This window comes from Polaribacter vadi (assembly GCF_018861005.1).
Taxonomy (GTDB): Bacteria; Bacteroidota; Bacteroidia; order Flavobacteriales; family Flavobacteriaceae; genus Polaribacter; species Polaribacter vadi_A.
Genome location: NZ_JAHKQL010000004.1, coordinates 93,183 through 109,705 on the forward strand (window position 1 = coordinate 93,183; position 16,523 = coordinate 109,705).

General features: G+C 31.1%; 12 protein-coding genes, 3 tRNA genes and 2 rRNA genes (1 of these 17 only partly in view). 10 read left to right on the forward strand and 7 right to left on the reverse strand.

Going from position 1 to position 16,523, the window contains the following annotated elements; genetic code table 11:
* The 4 genes from KO506_RS03020 to KO506_RS03035 form a co-directional block, all read right to left on the reverse strand.
* Positions 1 to 58 (reverse strand): 23S ribosomal RNA (locus tag KO506_RS03020) (it extends 2,754 nt beyond the left edge of the window).
* A gap of 162 nt (positions 59 to 220) precedes the next feature.
* A tRNA-Ala gene (locus KO506_RS03025) sits at positions 221 to 294 on the reverse strand.
* Positions 295 to 378: 84 nt separating this feature from the next.
* Positions 379 to 452: transfer RNA gene (locus tag KO506_RS03030), tRNA-Ile, on the reverse strand.
* Between the two features lie 82 nt (positions 453 to 534).
* A 16S ribosomal RNA gene (locus tag KO506_RS03035) occupies positions 535 to 2,054 on the reverse strand.
* The 16S and 23S rRNA genes sit together here with 2 tRNA genes alongside, the layout of an rRNA operon.
* Positions 2,055 to 3,027: 973 nt before the next feature.
* Here KO506_RS03035 and thrS point away from each other — a divergent pair.
* The 9 genes from thrS (at position 3,028) to KO506_RS03080 (ending at position 14,579) form a co-directional block, all read left to right on the forward strand.
* Positions 3,028 to 4,968, forward strand: coding sequence for a threonine--tRNA ligase (gene thrS, locus KO506_RS03040; protein WP_215993423.1), 1,941 nt, complete (start codon positions 3,028 to 3,030; stop codon positions 4,966 to 4,968).
* 124 nt (positions 4,969 to 5,092) lie between these two features.
* A complete protein-coding gene (infC, locus tag KO506_RS03045) occupies positions 5,093 to 5,611 on the forward strand; it encodes a translation initiation factor IF-3 (protein WP_076686370.1) in 519 nt (172 codons plus the stop codon).
* Between the two features lie 123 nt (positions 5,612 to 5,734).
* Complete coding sequence (gene rpmI / locus KO506_RS03050) at positions 5,735 to 5,932, forward strand: 50S ribosomal protein L35 (protein WP_068355454.1); 198 nt, start codon at positions 5,735 to 5,737, stop codon at positions 5,930 to 5,932.
* 95 nt (positions 5,933 to 6,027) lie between these two features.
* On the forward strand, positions 6,028 to 6,372 hold the full coding sequence (gene rplT, locus KO506_RS03055; RefSeq protein WP_068355457.1) for a 50S ribosomal protein L20: 345 nt from the start codon (positions 6,028 to 6,030) through the stop codon (positions 6,370 to 6,372).
* Positions 6,373 to 6,453: 81 nt separating this feature from the next.
* Complete coding sequence (locus KO506_RS03060) at positions 6,454 to 7,047, forward strand: hypothetical protein (protein WP_215993424.1); 594 nt, start codon at positions 6,454 to 6,456, stop codon at positions 7,045 to 7,047.
* Positions 7,048 to 7,332: 285 nt separating this feature from the next.
* Entirely contained in the window at positions 7,333 to 8,736 is a 1,404-nt protein-coding gene (locus KO506_RS03065) for a glycogen synthase (RefSeq protein WP_215993425.1), read from the forward strand.
* A 3-nt stretch (positions 8,737 to 8,739) separates the two neighbouring features.
* A complete protein-coding gene (locus KO506_RS03070) occupies positions 8,740 to 10,002 on the forward strand; it encodes a glucose-1-phosphate adenylyltransferase (RefSeq protein ID WP_215993426.1) in 1,263 nt (420 codons plus the stop codon).
* A 24-nt stretch (positions 10,003 to 10,026) separates the two neighbouring features.
* A complete protein-coding gene (gene glgB, locus KO506_RS03075) occupies positions 10,027 to 11,934 on the forward strand; it encodes a 1,4-alpha-glucan branching protein GlgB (RefSeq protein ID WP_215993427.1) in 1,908 nt (635 codons plus the stop codon).
* Positions 11,935 to 12,173: 239 nt separating this feature from the next.
* Positions 12,174 to 14,579, forward strand: coding sequence for a glycoside hydrolase family 31 protein (locus tag KO506_RS03080; protein WP_215993428.1), 2,406 nt, complete (start codon positions 12,174 to 12,176; stop codon positions 14,577 to 14,579).
* A gap of 258 nt (positions 14,580 to 14,837) precedes the next feature.
* Here the strand turns inward: KO506_RS03080 and KO506_RS03085 are convergent.
* The 3 genes from KO506_RS03085 to KO506_RS03095 all read right to left on the reverse strand — a co-directional run bounded on the left by KO506_RS03085 (position 14,838) and on the right by KO506_RS03095 (position 15,857).
* A tRNA-Arg gene (locus KO506_RS03085) sits at positions 14,838 to 14,911 on the reverse strand.
* Between the two features lie 23 nt (positions 14,912 to 14,934).
* The gene (locus KO506_RS03090; protein ID WP_215993429.1) at positions 14,935 to 15,387 is read right to left on the reverse strand and encodes a GatB/YqeY domain-containing protein; all 453 of its coding nucleotides are present in this window, start codon (positions 15,385 to 15,387) and stop codon (positions 14,935 to 14,937) included.
* Positions 15,388 to 15,407: 20 nt separating this feature from the next.
* Positions 15,408 to 15,857, reverse strand: coding sequence for a retropepsin-like aspartic protease (locus KO506_RS03095; protein ID WP_215993430.1), 450 nt, complete (start codon positions 15,855 to 15,857; stop codon positions 15,408 to 15,410).
* A gap of 149 nt (positions 15,858 to 16,006) precedes the next feature.
* Between KO506_RS03095 and KO506_RS03100 the strand changes: the two genes are divergently transcribed.
* Entirely contained in the window at positions 16,007 to 16,468 is a 462-nt protein-coding gene (locus KO506_RS03100) for a Na(+)-translocating NADH-quinone reductase subunit F (RefSeq protein WP_215993431.1), read from the forward strand.
* Positions 16,469 to 16,523: the final 55 nt, after the last annotated feature.

Genomic DNA, 16,523 nt, shown 5'->3' on the forward strand with positions numbered 1-16,523 from the left:
GTCCTTCATCGCCTCTGAGAGCCTAGGCATCCGCCATACGCCCTTACTTAACTTATTGTACTTTTTGCTACAGTATAAATACTGCAACGAGCTCTTTTATATTTTTATAAAATTTTGTTTAAAACATCTCTATTTTAAACTCTCTATCTTTTTGATTCTTACGATATCATTTTACCAATATGTCAATGAACTTGTGGTCTATTATTAAAATTGACCGTCGTGGAGAATATCGGAGTCGAACCGATGACCTCTTGCGTGCAAGGCAAGCGCTCTAGCCAGCTGAGCTAATCCCCCATTATGAAATTCAGAATAAATCCTAAATTATGAATGTAGAATCCTCTTACTTCCAGAATTTCCTTTCAAATATCAAAATTTTAGTAGTCCCGGGCAGACTCGAACTGCCGACCTCTACATTATCAGTGTAGCGCTCTAACCAGCTGAGCTACGAGACTATAATAGCTTTGATATTCTTATATTTTAAAATTAACAGCAAAGAGTAAAATTTACCTTTTGTAACTCACCATCTTTCTCTAGAAAGGAGGTGTTCCAGCCGCACCTTCCGGTACGGCTACCTTGTTACGACTTAGCCCTAGTTACCAGTTTTACCCTAGGCGGCTCCTTGCGGTGACCGACTTCAGGCACTCCCAGCTTCCATGGCTTGACGGGCGGTGTGTACAAGGCCCGGGAACGTATTCACCGGATCATGGCTGATATCCGATTACTAGCGATTCCAGCTTCACGGAGTCGAGTTGCAGACTCCGATCCGAACTGTGATATGGTTTATAGATTCGCTCTCTGTTACCAGATGGCTGCTCATTGTCCATACCATTGTAGCACGTGTGTGGCCCAGGACGTAAGGGCCGTGATGATTTGACGTCATCCCCACCTTCCTCGCGGTTTGCACCGGCAGTCTCGTTAGAGTCCCCATCTTTACATGCTGGCAACTAACGACAAGGGTTGCGCTCGTTATAGGACTTAACCTGACACCTCACGGCACGAGCTGACGACAACCATGCAGCACCTTGTAATCTGTCCGAAGAAAACTCTATCTCTAAAGCTGTCAGACTACATTTAAGCCCTGGTAAGGTTCCTCGCGTATCATCGAATTAAACCACATGCTCCACCGCTTGTGCGGGCCCCCGTCAATTCCTTTGAGTTTCAATCTTGCGATCGTACTCCCCAGGTGGGACACTTATCACTTTCGCTTAGTCACTGAGCTAATGCCCAACAACTAGTGTCCATCGTTTACGGCGTGGACTACCAGGGTATCTAATCCTGTTCGCTCCCCACGCTTTCGTCCATGAGCGTCAGTACATACGTAGTAGACTGCCTTCGCAATCGGTATTCTGTGTAATATCTATGCATTTCACCGCTACACTACACATTCTATCTACTTCCATATGACTCAAGTCAACCAGTATCAAAGGCAGTTCCATAGTTAAGCTATGGGATTTCACCTCTGACTTAATTGACCGCCTGCGGACCCTTTAAACCCAATGATTCCGGATAACGCTCGGACCCTCCGTATTACCGCGGCTGCTGGCACGGAGTTAGCCGGTCCTTATTCTTACAGTACCGTCAAGCTGCTACACGTAGCAGTGTTTCTTCCTGTATAAAAGCAGTTTACAACCCATAGGGCAGTCTTCCTGCACGCGGCATGGCTGGGTCAGAGTTACCTCCATTGCCCAATATTCCTCACTGCTGCCTCCCGTAGGAGTCTGGTCCGTGTCTCAGTACCAGTGTGGGGGATCCCCCTCTCAGGGCCCCTACCTATCGTAGCCATGGTAAGCCATTACCTTACCATCTAGCTAATAGGACGCATAGCCATCTTTTACCGATAAATCTTTAATTAAAAACCGATGCCAGTTCTCAATACTATGAGGTATTAATCTTCATTTCTAAAGGCTATCCCTCTGTAAAAGGTAAGTTCTATACGCGTTACGCACCCGTGCGCCGGTCGTCATCTGTAGCAAGCTACAATGTTACCCCTCGACTTGCATGTGTTAAGCCTGCCGCTAGCGTTCATCCTGAGCCAGGATCAAACTCTTCATTGTATATTTTAAATATGTTTAATGAATAAGTTTCAAAAGAATTTACATTAATAAATTAATGCGGTTATTCTACTCTTTGTTTACGCTGTCAATTTCAATATTTTCAATGAACTAATCTAAGTTGATTCAATAAGCGTTTATCACACCTCTTATCTCCTTAATTTTGTAGAAACACTAGAATCGAACTAGTTGATTTTTTTTCAATCATTCCAAAATCTCTCTGAACTTTTTCGCTGTATTTGTTAGCGGATGCAAATATATAAACTATTTTTAATCTGACAATAAAAAAAAGAATTTATTTTTTTATTTTTTTTCAACTTAAAAATCAAAATTTAATCCCCCGAAAATTTCGGAATGCAAACCTACAATTAATATCCCTCCTAACACTAATAAATTAAAACTATTTTAATATTTATTTTTTTAAATTAAAAATTAAAACAGTTAAACTTCATCTAACAAAAACAATCTCTCAATGAACTCTGATAAACTAATAAACTAACATAAAAATGTATTTCGTTTTTCGCTTAGCGGGTGCAAATATACAACCCATTCTTAACCTCACAAGTGTTTTTATGAAAAAAATTTAAATTTATTTTTAACCTTTCTATAACTGCATTAAAACAAGATATTTAACTCATAAAGTATTTTTAAAAATTTAATCCTTTTTTTTAACATAGTGTTTTTCTTTATCACAAGCCTAGCTCAAACGACTAACCTTGTGTTAAGGATTGTAGCAGTTGTCTGAGCTCTTTTTTTGTTATCTAAGGAAATTTTAGTTCGTTTTATGTAAATTAATCTATAATAAGATAACTCAATACTCCAAAAAGAAACAAAAAAAAGCGAGTGCGGAAAGCCTGACCCGACTAAAAGAAGGGGAACACCATAAAAAAATTAAAAATCACAAGTAAGTACATATATATATTGTAGGAAAAATAGTTTTCTAATATCTTTGTAGCCTTAAAATAAGACACATTAAATGATAAAAATTACTTTACCTGACGGAAGTATTAAAGAGTTCACTGCAAACAGCACTCCTATTGATGTTGCTAAAAGCATAAGTGAAGGATTGGCAAGAAACGTAATTTCTGCAAGTTTTAACGGAGAAACAGTTGAAACAACCACACCTTTAACCACAGATGGAACTCTAGTTTTATTTACATTTAACGATGCTGAGGGTAAAAAAGCTTTTTGGCATTCTTCTGCACACGTTTTGGCAGAGGCTATATTAAGTTTTCATCCGAATGCAAAATTAACTATTGGACCAGCTATTGATAATGGTTTTTATTATGATTTGGATTTAGGTGATGAAATCATTTCTGAAAAAGACTTTGCTGCAATTGAAAAGAAGTTTCTTGAAATTGCTCGTGGTAAACACGAATTTAAAATGCGTGAAGTATCTAAAGCTGATGCTTTAGCTAAATATAAAAAAGAAAACAATCAATATAAAGTTGAGTTAATAGAAAACTTAACTGATGGAGATATTACTTTTTGTGACCATAGCACTTTTACAGATTTATGTAGAGGAGGCCACATACCTAATACTGGTATTATAAAGGCTATTAAAATAATGAATGTTGCTGGTGCTTACTGGAGAGGTGATGAAAAGAATAATCAGTTAACAAGAATTTATGGAATAAGTTTTCCGAAGCAAAAGATGTTGACTGAATATTTAGCTTTATTAGAAGAAGCTAAAAAACGTGACCATAGAAAGCTTGGTAAGGAATTAGAATTGTTTACTTTTTCTCAGAAAGTTGGTGCTGGCTTACCTTTATGGTTACCAAAAGGAGCTGCTTTAAGACAACGTTTAGAAGATTTCTTAAAGAAAGCTTTAAAAAAGGGTGGATACGAAATGGTAGCAACCCCACATATTGGTCAGAAAGAACTATACGTAACTTCTGGACATTATGAAAAATATGGAGAAGACAGCTTTCAACCTATTAAAACCCCTAAAATGGATGAGGAGTTTTTATTGAAACCTATGAACTGTCCACATCATTGTGAAATCTATAATTTTAAACCTTTTTCATATAAAGACTTACCTAAACGTTATGCTGAGTTTGGAACAGTATATAGATATGAACAGTCTGGAGAATTACATGGTATGACTCGAGTACGTTCTTTTACACAAGATGATGCTCATATATTTTGCACACCAGATCAATTAAAAGAAGAGTTTAAAGCTACTATTGATTTAGTACTGTATGTATTTAATTCTTTAGGTTTTGATGATTTTAAGGCTCAGATTTCTTTAAGAGATCCTGAAAAACCAGAAAAATATATTGGTAAGGATGAAAATTGGGTAAAAGCAGAAGCTGCGATTATTGAAGCTTCTGAAGAAAAAGGCTTATCTACAGTTATTGAAACTGGTGAAGCTGCATTTTATGGCCCAAAGTTAGACTTTATGGTTAAGGATGCTTTAGGCAGAAGTTGGCAATTAGGAACAATTCAAGTAGACTATAATTTACCAGAACGTTTTGATTTGACATATACAGGTGCAGATAACCAACAACACAGACCAGTAATGATTCATAGAGCTCCTTTTGGTTCTATGGAGCGTTTTATAGCTGTTTTATTGGAGCATACAGGGGGTAATTTCCCACTTTGGCTTACTCCAGATCAAGTTATCTTATTGCCAATCAGTGATAAATATCAAAAATATACAGAAAAAGTTTTAGAATCGTTAGAAAATTCCGAAATTCGCGCCCTCGTAGATAACCGAAGTGAAAAAACTGGACGTAAAATACGTGATGCAGAAGTGAGCAAAATACCATTTATGGTGATTGTAGGTGAAAAGGAAGAACAAGATGGTACAGTTTCTGTTAGAAAACATGGTGAAGGAGATATAGGTACTTTTACAATTGAAGAATTTATTACCTTAATAAAAGAAGAAGAATACAAAACATTAAAGAAATTTTAATATATTAGGGTTTCATCAAAAAAGTACATACTGAGTAACATCAGTAAAAAAAATAAATAAGTTAAATTTAAATTTATAAGTCATAGCAATACGTAGAAGCAGGTCGAGAAGACCACTAAGAGTAATCAAAGAAGATCAACATAGAATTAATGAAAAAATAAGATATGTTGATGAAGTTCGTCTGGTAGGCGACAATGTTGAAGTTGGTGTATATCCTTTAGCTAAAGCTAGAGAATTAGCTAAAGAACAGGAATTGGATTTGGTAGAGATTTCACCAAAAGCAAAACCACCTGTTTGTAAAATTATTGATTACAAGAAGTTCTTGTATGAGCAGAAGAAACGTGAAAAAGCTTTAAAGTCTAAAGCAACAAAAGTGACTATTAAAGAAATACGTTTCGGTCCTCAAACAGATGAACACGATTATGAATTTAAAAAGAAGCACGCCATTAAGTTTTTACAAGATGGAGCTAAATTAAAAGCATTCGTATTCTTTAAAGGACGTTCTATAATATTTAAAGAACAGGGGCAAATTTTATTATTAAAATTAGCACAAGAATTAGAAGATTATGGTAAAGTAGAGCAGTTACCAAAATTAGAAGGTAAACGTATGATTATGTTTATTGCTCCCAAAAAAGTAAAATAAAATAGAGTTCTTAAAGTATAAAAGTTCTTAAAGTATCAAAGTTTTGTGCATACTTAACATTGATGCTTTATAAACCTTCAACTTTAAAACTAAAAATATTAAGCAAGTTAAAACGAAGGAGAAATGCCTAAAATGAAAACAAAGTCTAGCGCCAAAAAACGATTTAAAGTTACTGGTACTGGAAAATTAAAAAGAAAGCACGCGTTTAAAAGTCACATCTTAACAAAGAAGTCTAAAAAACGTAAATTAAAGCTAACTCATGATACTTTAGTACATAAAGCAGATGAGCCTAGCATTAAACAAATGTTAAACTTAAAATAATAAGTTTAACCAGGGAATTTTATTATTAACCATGGAGTTAGGCAAAAAACAAAGTATTCTTAATTGAATCGCCTACTACAAAACACATTGAAATTATGCCAAGATCAGTAAATTCAGTAGCCTCAAGAAATAGAAGAAAAAAAATCTTGAAGGCAGCAAAAGGTTACTTTGGACGTAGAAAAAACGTTTATACAGTAGCAAAAAATGCGGTTGAAAAAGGTATGCTTTATGCATATAGAGACCGTAAAAACAACAAGAGAAACTTTCGTTCATTATGGATTACGCGTATTAACGCAGCAGCTCGTTTAAACGGAATGTCTTACTCTCAGTTTATGGGAAAAGTAAAAGCTAACAATATCGAATTAAATCGTAAGGTTTTAGCAGATTTAGCAGTTAACAACCCAGAAGCTTTTAAGGCAGTTGTAGATAAAATTAAATAAATAATAATACTTGCTTATATTAAAAACCCAAACATTTTGTTTGGGTTTTTTTCATAAATTTACACTTTTAATAACAACATTATGAGATTTAAAACACTGTTCTTTTCTGTACTTTTTATAAGTACTTCTATATTCTCTCAACAATCTGAACAACAAACTAAGCCAGAAGACACTTCTTTAAAAGGTCAGTTTGATAAAATTTATAGAATTTCTACCACTTACCAGGTATACAAAGTTATAGATAAAGAAAAATTTTTAAAGCTTAAAAGCAATGTTTTAGATTCTTTACAAGATGCTAAAAACTTAATCTTAGAAAAAGAAAACTTACTAAAAACCGAAAGAGAAAACATAAAAAAGACAAAAGAAACTCTCGCTAAAACAAAAACAGATTTAGAAGTATCTAATTTAAAAGAAAACTCTATTTCATTATTAGGTATACAACTTAGCAAAGTAACATATAACCTTGTACTATGGAGTATTATTGTTATTTCATTATTAGCGTTATTTTACTTTATATTTAAGTTTTCTAGAAGTAATGTTTTAACAAAACAAGCTCAAAATAATTTAATTGATGTTGAACAAGAATTTGAAAATCATAGAAAAAAATCTATAGAAAGAGAACAAAAATTACGAAGAGAGTTACAAGACGAAATTAATAAACACAGAAATAGCTAATTCTAGTTAGAGATTACAACTTGATCAAAACAAAAATACAGTATAAATAATAGTGAAAACTATAAAATTATTAGCTTGTAACATTCATTTAATTTCTTATAATAAATATAATTATTTAATAAAATACTACAATAATTTAATAATGATATATATCATATTATAAATCAATTTTCATTAATATGACAATAAAATTAAAGCATAATTAAATTTATATAAATAATTTAAAACTTTACTATTAATAAATATAATTTTTGTAATTTTAAATCAGAAATTAAAAATTATATTTTGAATATATTACATGTAAGTGCAGAATGTTATCCTATTGCAAAAGTTGGTGGTTTAGCAGATGTTGTAGGAGCTTTACCTAAATACCAAAGAGAACTTAATGTAAATAGTAATGTTGTAATGCCTTTTTACAACAACAAGTTTACCCAAAACAATAGCTTTGATATAGTTCATGATAGTAAAATAGTTCTGGGTTACGATACCTTAAATTTTAAAATACTAAAACTTACTAATAACGATTTAGATTTTGATTTATATTGTGTAGATATACCTGAATTAATATATAAAGAGTATGTTTATTCTTCAGATGATACAGAGCGTTTTTTAGCTTTTCAAATTGCTGTTTTAGATTGGATTTTATCTTGGGAAGAAAACCCAGATATTATTCACGTTCATGATCATCACACAGGTTTAATCCCTTTTATGATTAAACAATCATACAAGTATAAACCTTTACAATTTATACCTACTATTTTAACCATTCACAATGCACAATATCAAGGATGGTTTTCTCATAGAAAAGTGTATTTAATCCCAGAATTTAATTTTCAAAACGTTGGTTTATTAGACTGGAATAGTATAATAAATCCATTAGCAGCAGCAATTAAATGCGCTTGGGCTGTAACTACAGTTTCTCCTTCTTACATGAACGAGTTAAAACAAAACGCAAACGGATTAGAAACACTACTAAATCATGAAAGTGACAAATGTTTAGGAGTTTTAAATGGTATTGATTGGAATGTTTGGAATACAGAAACTGATAGTTATCTCATAAAAAACTACACAAAATCAACAGTAGTTTCAGGTAAAAAGGCAAATAAAGAATGGCTTTGTAACGAGTTTAATTTAGATATAAACAAACCTCTTTTTGCTTTTATAGGAAGATTAGTTGGCGAAAAAGGAAGTGATCTATTCCCAGAAATATTTAAAAAATCTTTAGCAGAGAATGATATTTCTATACTCTTATTAGGTTCAGGTAATAAAGAAACAGAAAAACAACTTAAAGCTTTATTAAACACAGATAATTATAACGCCTATATTGGTTACGATGAAAAACTCTCTCATATTATTTATGCAGGTGCAGATTTTATACTTATGCCATCTAGAGTAGAACCTTGTGGTTTAAATCAAATGTATTCTTTAAGATATGGTACAATGCCAATTGTAAATGCAATTGGAGGTTTAAAAGACACAATAATAGATTTAGAAGAAACCAATGGTTTTGGTATTACCCATAATGGTGTTTCTGTAAATAATGTTACAAATGCAATAAGTAGAGCAAATACCTTTTATCAAAAGAAAAAAGAATTTATAAAAAATTCAAAAAAAATAATGTCAATCGATCATTCTTGGAATAATTCTGCACAAGAATATATAAACTTATATAAATCTTTAAAAAAGTAAACTATGATTAACAACAGTGTATTATCAATAATTTTAGGTGGTGGTCAAGGTTCTAGACTATATCCGTTAACAGCAGACAGGTCCAAACCTGCTGTACCTATTGCTGGTAAATACAGATTAGTAGATATACCAATTTCTAATTGTATTAATTCTAACATTAAAAGAATGTATGTATTAACACAATTTAATTCTGCTTCTTTAAATAAACACATAAAAAACACATATCACTTTAGTTTTTTTAGTCAAGCTTTTGTTGATGTTTTAGCTGCAGAACAAACCATGCAAAGTGATAAATGGTTTCAAGGTACTGCAGATGCTGTAAGGCAAAGTATGCACCACTTTTTAGAAAATGATTTTGAATACGCTTTAATACTTTCTGGAGACCAATTATATAACATGGATCTGCAAGACATGGTTAAAAAACATAAAGAAAGTGGAGCAGAAATTACAATTGCAACTTATCCTGTTACAGCAAAAGAAGCAACTGGTTTTGGGCTTTTAAAAACAGATAACGAAAATACAATTACATCATTTATAGAAAAACCAGACGAATCATTATTACCAGATTGGACTTCTGATGTAAGTGATGAAATGAAAAGTGAAGGTAGAAATTACCTAGCCTCTATGGGTATTTATATATTTAATAGAGACCTTTTAGTTGAATTAATGAAAAACCCAGATACTATAGATTTTGGAAAAGAAATAATTCCGAATGCTATACATAATCATAAAACAACAAGTTATCAATACGAAGGATATTGGACAGACATTGGTACAATAGAATCTTTCTTTGAAGCAAATTTAGGATTAACAGATGAAATTCCTAAATTTAATTTATACGATGACAATAGAATTTATACAAGAGCAAGAATTTTACCTACATCTAAAATTTCTGGAACATTATTAAATAAATCTGTAATTTCTGATGGATGTATTATACATGCAGATAAAATTGAAAGAAGCGTAATTGGAGTAAGATCAAGAATTGGTAAAGGTTCTGTTGTTACCAATACTTATATGATGGGTAATGACTCTTATGAATCTTTACAAGACATAGAAAATAATAAAATAGAAAACCTTTTAGGTATTGGAGATAGATGTACAATTAATAATTGTATCGTAGATAAAAACTGTAGAATTGGAGATGATGTTACTATAAATGGTGGCCCTCATTTAAAAGATAATGAAACCGATAATTATTTAATTAAAGACGGTATTGTTGTTGTAAAAAAAGGTGCTACAATACCAAAAGGAACATCTATTTAATAATACCTACTTATAAAAAAATACATGCCAAAAGTTAAAGTACACAGTTTATTTACAGAGTTTGATATAAATTTATTTAAAGCAGGTAAACATTATCGTTTATACGAAAAATTTGGATCTCACATAACCACACTTGATAATGAAAACGGAACTTATTTCGCTGTTTGGGCACCAAGTGCTAAATCAGTTTCTGTAATAGGAGATTTTAATTTTTGGCAAGAGTCAGATCATCAATTAAATGTTAGATGGGATGGAAGTGGAATTTGGGAAGGCTTTATACCAAGTATTGGTAAAGGAACTAAATACAAATACAAAATACAAAGTTCATATAATAATGTAACCACAGAAAAAGCAGATCCGTTTGCAAGAAGATGTGAGCACCCTCCAAGAACAGCATCAGAAGTTTGGTCAGATGATTACAAATGGCAAGACAAAAAATGGATGAAAAACAGAAAGAAAAACAATGCACTAGATGCACCTTTTTCTGTTTATGAAGTTCATTTAGGCTCTTGGAAAAAACAAATAGAAGAAAATAGATTTTTAAGTTATAGAGAACTTGCAGAAGAATTAGTAAACTATGTTGCAGACATGAATTTTACTCACGTAGAATTTATGCCAATTATGGAGTATCCTTATGACCCAAGTTGGGGATATCAATTAACAGGATACTTTGCACCTACAGCACGTTTTGGTTATCCAGATGATTTTAAATATTTAGTAGATAAATTTCACGAAAAAGGAATTGGAGTTCTTTTAGACTGGGTTCCTTCTCACTTTCCTTCAGACGATCATGGTCTAGGTTATTTTGATGGCTCTCATTTATACGAACACCCAGATAGAAGAAAAGGATATCACCAAGACTGGAAAAGTCTAATTTTTAATTATGGGAGAAACGAAATAAAAGCATTTTTAATTAGTAATGCCATATTTTGGTTAGATCAATTTCATGCAGATGGCTTAAGAGTAGATGCTGTAGCTTCTATGTTATTTTTAGATTATTCTAGAGAAGAAGGTCAATGGGAAGCTAATAAATATGGAGGAAGAGAATACTTAGAAGCCATAGATTTTATCAAAGAAATGAATACAGAAGTTTATGCATCTTTTCCTGATGTACAAACTATTGCAGAAGAATCTACTTCATTTTCTAAAGTCTCTAGACCAATTTATGATGGTGGTTTAGGTTTTGGTATGAAATGGATGATGGGTTGGATGCATGATACTTTAGACTATTTTAAAAAAGAACCAATTTACAGACAACACCATCAAAATGAGTTAACCTTTAGTTTAAACTATGCATTTACAGAAAACTTTATGTTACCTCTTTCTCATGATGAAGTAGTATATGGTAAAAAATCTATAGTTAGTAAAATGCCTGGTGATGAATGGCAACGTTTTGGAAATTTAAGAGTGCTGTATTCATTTATGTATACTCATCCAGGTACAAAATTATTATTTCAAGGTGGTGAATTTGGACAAACAAGCGAATGGAATTTTCAAGGAAGTTTAGACTGGCATTTATTAGAGTATGATGTACATAAAGGTGCGCAACAACTAGTAAAAGATCTAAATACTTTTTACAGAAAAGAACCAGCTTTGCATCAAAAACAATTTTCTTATTTAGGTTTTGAATGGATAGATCTTGGCGATCATAAGAATTCAGTTTTATCTTATATTAGAAAAGGCGAAGATGAAAAAGATAATATAATTATCGTTTTAAACCTTACACCTGTTCCTAGAGAGAATTATAGAATTGGTTTACCTAAATCAGGTAATTTAAAAACAGTTTTTAATAGTGATCAAAAGAAATATTTTGGTACTGGTAATTATAAAAACACAAAATTACAATCAAATACTTTAGAATGGAATAATCGTGAGAATTCTATAGAATTGAACCTACCTCCTCTCAGTATGTTAGCTTTTAAATACAAATAGAAAAAAAACCACTCTTTTTTCATCAAAAATCACAGTGAAAAAAGAGTGTTTTTTATATACTTCTTAAAAAAACTAACCAATATTATCACAATATAAATTATACAGCAAAAAACTTAAAAGATATTGTATTCGGTTTATTTTTAAATAAATAAGCAATATTTTTGTTTTTAACATACCTTATATATTAAGGTAAATTTATCTTATAAAGATACCTTAATACATAACTAAAAAAATCAATTATGATTGTAAATACTGAATTAGAACAAAAAGGAAATTTATTTCCTTCTAAAATAATAGGTTATAAAAAAGATGTAGATACTCTCTACTTTACAACTAAAAACAACGTTGTTTTACAAGTTACAGTTGTAAGAGATAGTGTAATTCGATTTAGATATGCAACAACAGGAAAATTCGAAAATGATTTTTCTTATGGTATTACTATACACGCATCTAGAGGATATAATTTTTTAGAAATTACAGAAGATGAAACTCATTATATTATTACAACATCTAAATTAGTTTGTAAAGTAGAAAAGTTAAGTTTACAAGTAAGCATTTATGATGCTATAGATATGGTTTTAATCAATGAAGATGAAATAGGTTTTCATTGGGAAGAAAGCTATGAATATGGTGGAGATATTGTGAAAATGAGTAAAATATCTCAAAAAGCTGAAAGTTATTATGGTTTAGGAGATAAACCTGTAGATGTAAATTTAAAAGGAAAACGTTTCGAAAACTGGGTAACTGATTCTTACGCATTTGGTAAAGACACAGATCCAATATATAAAGCAATACCATTTTATACATCTATCTGTAATAATAAAGCTTATGGTATTTTCTTTGATAATACTTTTAGAACTTATTTCGATTTTGCACAAGAAAGAAGAAATGTAACAAGTTTTTGGGCACAAGGTGGCGAAATGGATTATTATTTTATCTATGGACCAAAAATGCAAGATGTAGTTGCCAATTATACAGATTTAACAGGTAAACCTCATGCATTACCACCTTTGTGGGCTTTAGGTTTCCATCAATGTAAATGGAGTTATTATCCAGAAAGTAATGTAAAAGAAATTACAAAAACTTTTAGAGATTTACAGATTCCTTGTGATGCTATTTATTTAGACATCGATTATATGGATGGTTTCCGTTGTTTTACTTGGGATAAAAATTATTTCCCAGATCCAAAAAGAATGGTAACTGAGCTAGAAGAAGACGGTTTTAAAACTGTTGTTATTATAGATCCAGGAATAAAAATAGATTTAGAATATGATGTTTTTAAAGAAGCATTAGACAAAGATTATTTCTGTAAACGTGCAGATGGGCCATATATGAAGGGTAAAGTATGGCCAGGAGAATGTTATTTTCCTGATTATACAAAACCAGAAGTAAGAGAATGGTGGTCTGGTTTATTTCAAGAATTAATAGAAGAAATTGGTGTAAAAGGTGTTTGGAATGATATGAATGAGCCAGCTGTAATGGATGTGCCAAATAAATCTTTCCCAAATGATGTACGTCATGATTATGATGGTAACCATTGTTCGCATAGAAAAGCACATAATATTTATGGTATGCAAATGGCACGTGCCACTTACCATGGATTAAAAAAATACTCATATCCAAAAAGACCTTTTGTAATTACAAGAGCAGCATATTCTGGTACTCAAAGATATACATCAACTTGGATGGGTGATAATGTTGCCACTTGGGAACATTTAGCAATTGCAAATAATCAAGCTCAAAGAATGGCAATGTCTGGTTTTTCTTTTGCAGGATCTGATATTGGTGGGTTTGCAGAACAACCTCAAGGAGAACTTTTTGCAAGATGGATTCAATTAGGGATATTTCACGCATTCTGTAGAGTACATTCTTCTGGTGATCATGGAGATCAAGAACCATGGGTTTTCGGACATGAAATTACAGATATCGTAAGAAAGTTTGTAGAATTAAGATACCAATTATTACCTTATTTATATACAGCTTTTTGGAAACACATAAATCATGGAACTCCAATACTTAAATCTCTTGTTTTATTCGATCAAGAAGATGCACAAACACATTATAGAAGTGATGAGTTTGTTTATGGAGAACAAATTTTAGTTTGCCCAATACAAGAACCAAATGCTAAAGGAAGAAGAATGTATATACCAAGAGGAAAATGGTATAATTTCTGGACAAATGAAGTAGTTGAAGGAGGTAAAGAAATTTGGGTAGATGCTGAACTAGACAGTATGCCAATTTTTATAAAAGAAGGTGCTGTTATACCAAAATATCCTGTACAACAATATGTAGGTGAAAAGAACTTCGATGAAATTACATTAGATGTTTATTACAAAGCTGGTAAAGAAAAGTCTCAATTATATGATGATGCGCATGATGGTTATGACTATAAGAAAGGACGATATAGTTTACGTACTTTTAAATTAACTGGTAAAAAGAAAGAATTTATTTTACAGCAACACAAAGAAGGTACTTTTGATGCTAGTTATACTAAGTTTAATGTAAACTTACACAATTTACCTTTTAAAATTACATCTGTACAAATAGACAATGTAGAAATTGAAATAAATCAATCAGAATCAATTGAATCACAAACAATTACTGTTCACAAAGAATTTACTGAATTACATTTATTCGGACAATAATTTACATTTTTAAAATCATTTCTTTTGAGAGTCCTCCCTATAAATGGGGAGGAATCTCCCCATTTATAGGGAGAAAAAAATTTCACCATTTATGGGGATTGTATAGTTTATAAATCTAATGTAAATTTGAACCAGTATTATAAATCTAACCCCCAAGATTATAATAAATCCAAAACTAGTTTTCTAGTTAATTGTTTGTAAAAAAGAGAGCGATGAAAGATAAATCTTATCATCGCTTCTTTTTTTTATTCCTTTTTGTGACTCCAGCAGGATTCAAACCTGCAACCCTCAGAGCCGAAATCTGATATTCTATTCAGTTGAACTATGGAGCCATTTTAATATTACAATGCAGTTGTTAACTCATTAAATGCTTTTTAACTAAAGTAGAAATTGTTTTTCCATCTGCTTGCCCAGCCAATTCTTTAGAAACTACTCCCATAACTTTACCCATATCTTGCATTCCAGAAGCTCCTAAATTTGTAATAGTAGCTTTAACAATTTCCTCTACTTTTTCTTCGGATAAAGCTTCTGGTAAAAATTGTTCTAAAACAGTAATTTCTATCAATTCTGGTTCTGCTAAATCTTCTCTACCCTGTTTTAAAAAAACAGCTGCACTATCTTTTCTTTGTTTAACTTGTTTCTGTATAATTTTAACTTCTAGCTCTTCAGTTAACTCTTTTTGAACACCTGTTTCAGTTTTTGCTAATAAAAAAGCAGACTTAACAGCCCTTAAAGCTTGTAAAGCAACAGTATCTTTTGCTTTCATAGCTTCTTTCATTTTATCCATTACTTGTTTTTGCAAACTCATTTTATTTAATTTTAAATTAATTATTTCTTTGTCTTTTTTAGATATAAAATATTCTTATTATAATCTATAAATGCTTTTCCTTTTTGTAAAATATCTGCACCTATAATACCATGTACTTTTTTAGCTTTATGCTGTACTAAAGCAGTATTAACATGCGATAAATCAAACAAAACCAAATGACATTTTTTTGTATTCCAATCACCTATTTTTAAAACATTATTTTCTGATAATTGGGTTTCCATATCTGTAGCACCTGCTCCTGCTGCTTTGGTTTCACTTTCTTTTGCATCAAGATTAAAATATTCAATTAAATCTAATCCTACACAAGAATTTGAAGCTCCAGTATCTAAAATAAATCTACCTTTTATACCATTCAAAGTTGCTTTTAATTCCAAATGGTTGGTTTCAATACGCTTTAATTTAATTTTGATGTATTTATTCTTCTTTAATATTTTTTGAATATTTTTCATTTTTTGAAAATAAGATCATCAAAAATACAATATAAAAGGATGAAAAAAAACCAGCATAAGTCTTATTTAATTTAATTCTATAAACTATACTAACATTTGATTTAGTAACAAAAATTTAGTATTTTTAGATTGATAAAAAGCAATAGTATATGAAAACTACAAAAAGACTTGAACAAGCTCTTCTTAAGCTATACAATGCATATCATAATAATAGATTAAATCCTGAGGATTGTACTGCTTGTGCAGTGGGTAATATATTAGACAATCATGATAGTTGGAAACATTTATCAAACAATCATGGTTCTTTAGAGCTTAGTTATGTTGGCAGAGTACATCAAAATTTAGGAAGAAAATTTAATGGCTATTCACCAAAAGAAATATTACAAATAGAAAAAGTATTTTTAGATGCCTGCGGATTTAAAACTCCTTTATGTCATTATAACACTAAACCCGAAAACCCTAGTTCTAATGAAGTATTATTTAATGGTCTTTCTAACGTAGTTGAACTATTATGCAAACTTGATAACATTCCTAATGTTATGGATTATTCAAAGATTTTTGAACAAGAAGATGGTGAGCCAATTTATCATCTACAAACATTTTTAGCATAAGTAAAACAATAATTATATTAAATAACGAACAACAAAAAACCGATTCATAATAATT

Bases quoted from the DNA above. Each gene is read 5' to 3' on its own strand.
- thrS (WP_215993423.1), top strand. From the start codon at position 3,028: ATGATAAAAATTACTTTACCTGACGGAAGTATTAAAGAGTTCACTGCA.
- rpmI (WP_068355454.1), top strand. From the start codon at position 5,735: ATGCCTAAAATGAAAACAAAGTCTAGCGCCAAAAAACGATTTAAAGTT.
- rplT (WP_068355457.1), top strand. From the start codon at position 6,028: ATGCCAAGATCAGTAAATTCAGTAGCCTCAAGAAATAGAAGAAAAAAA.
- KO506_RS03060 (WP_215993424.1), top strand. From the start codon at position 6,454: ATGAGATTTAAAACACTGTTCTTTTCTGTACTTTTTATAAGTACTTCT.
- KO506_RS03070 (WP_215993426.1), top strand. From the start codon at position 8,740: ATGATTAACAACAGTGTATTATCAATAATTTTAGGTGGTGGTCAAGGT.
- glgB (WP_215993427.1), top strand. From the start codon at position 10,027: ATGCCAAAAGTTAAAGTACACAGTTTATTTACAGAGTTTGATATAAAT.
- KO506_RS03080 (WP_215993428.1), top strand. From the start codon at position 12,174: ATGATTGTAAATACTGAATTAGAACAAAAAGGAAATTTATTTCCTTCT.
- KO506_RS03090 (WP_215993429.1), bottom strand. From the start codon at position 15,387: ATGAGTTTGCAAAAACAAGTAATGGATAAAATGAAAGAAGCTATGAAA.
- KO506_RS03095 (WP_215993430.1), bottom strand. From the start codon at position 15,857: ATGAAAAATATTCAAAAAATATTAAAGAAGAATAAATACATCAAAATT.
- KO506_RS03100 (WP_215993431.1), top strand. From the start codon at position 16,007: ATGAAAACTACAAAAAGACTTGAACAAGCTCTTCTTAAGCTATACAAT.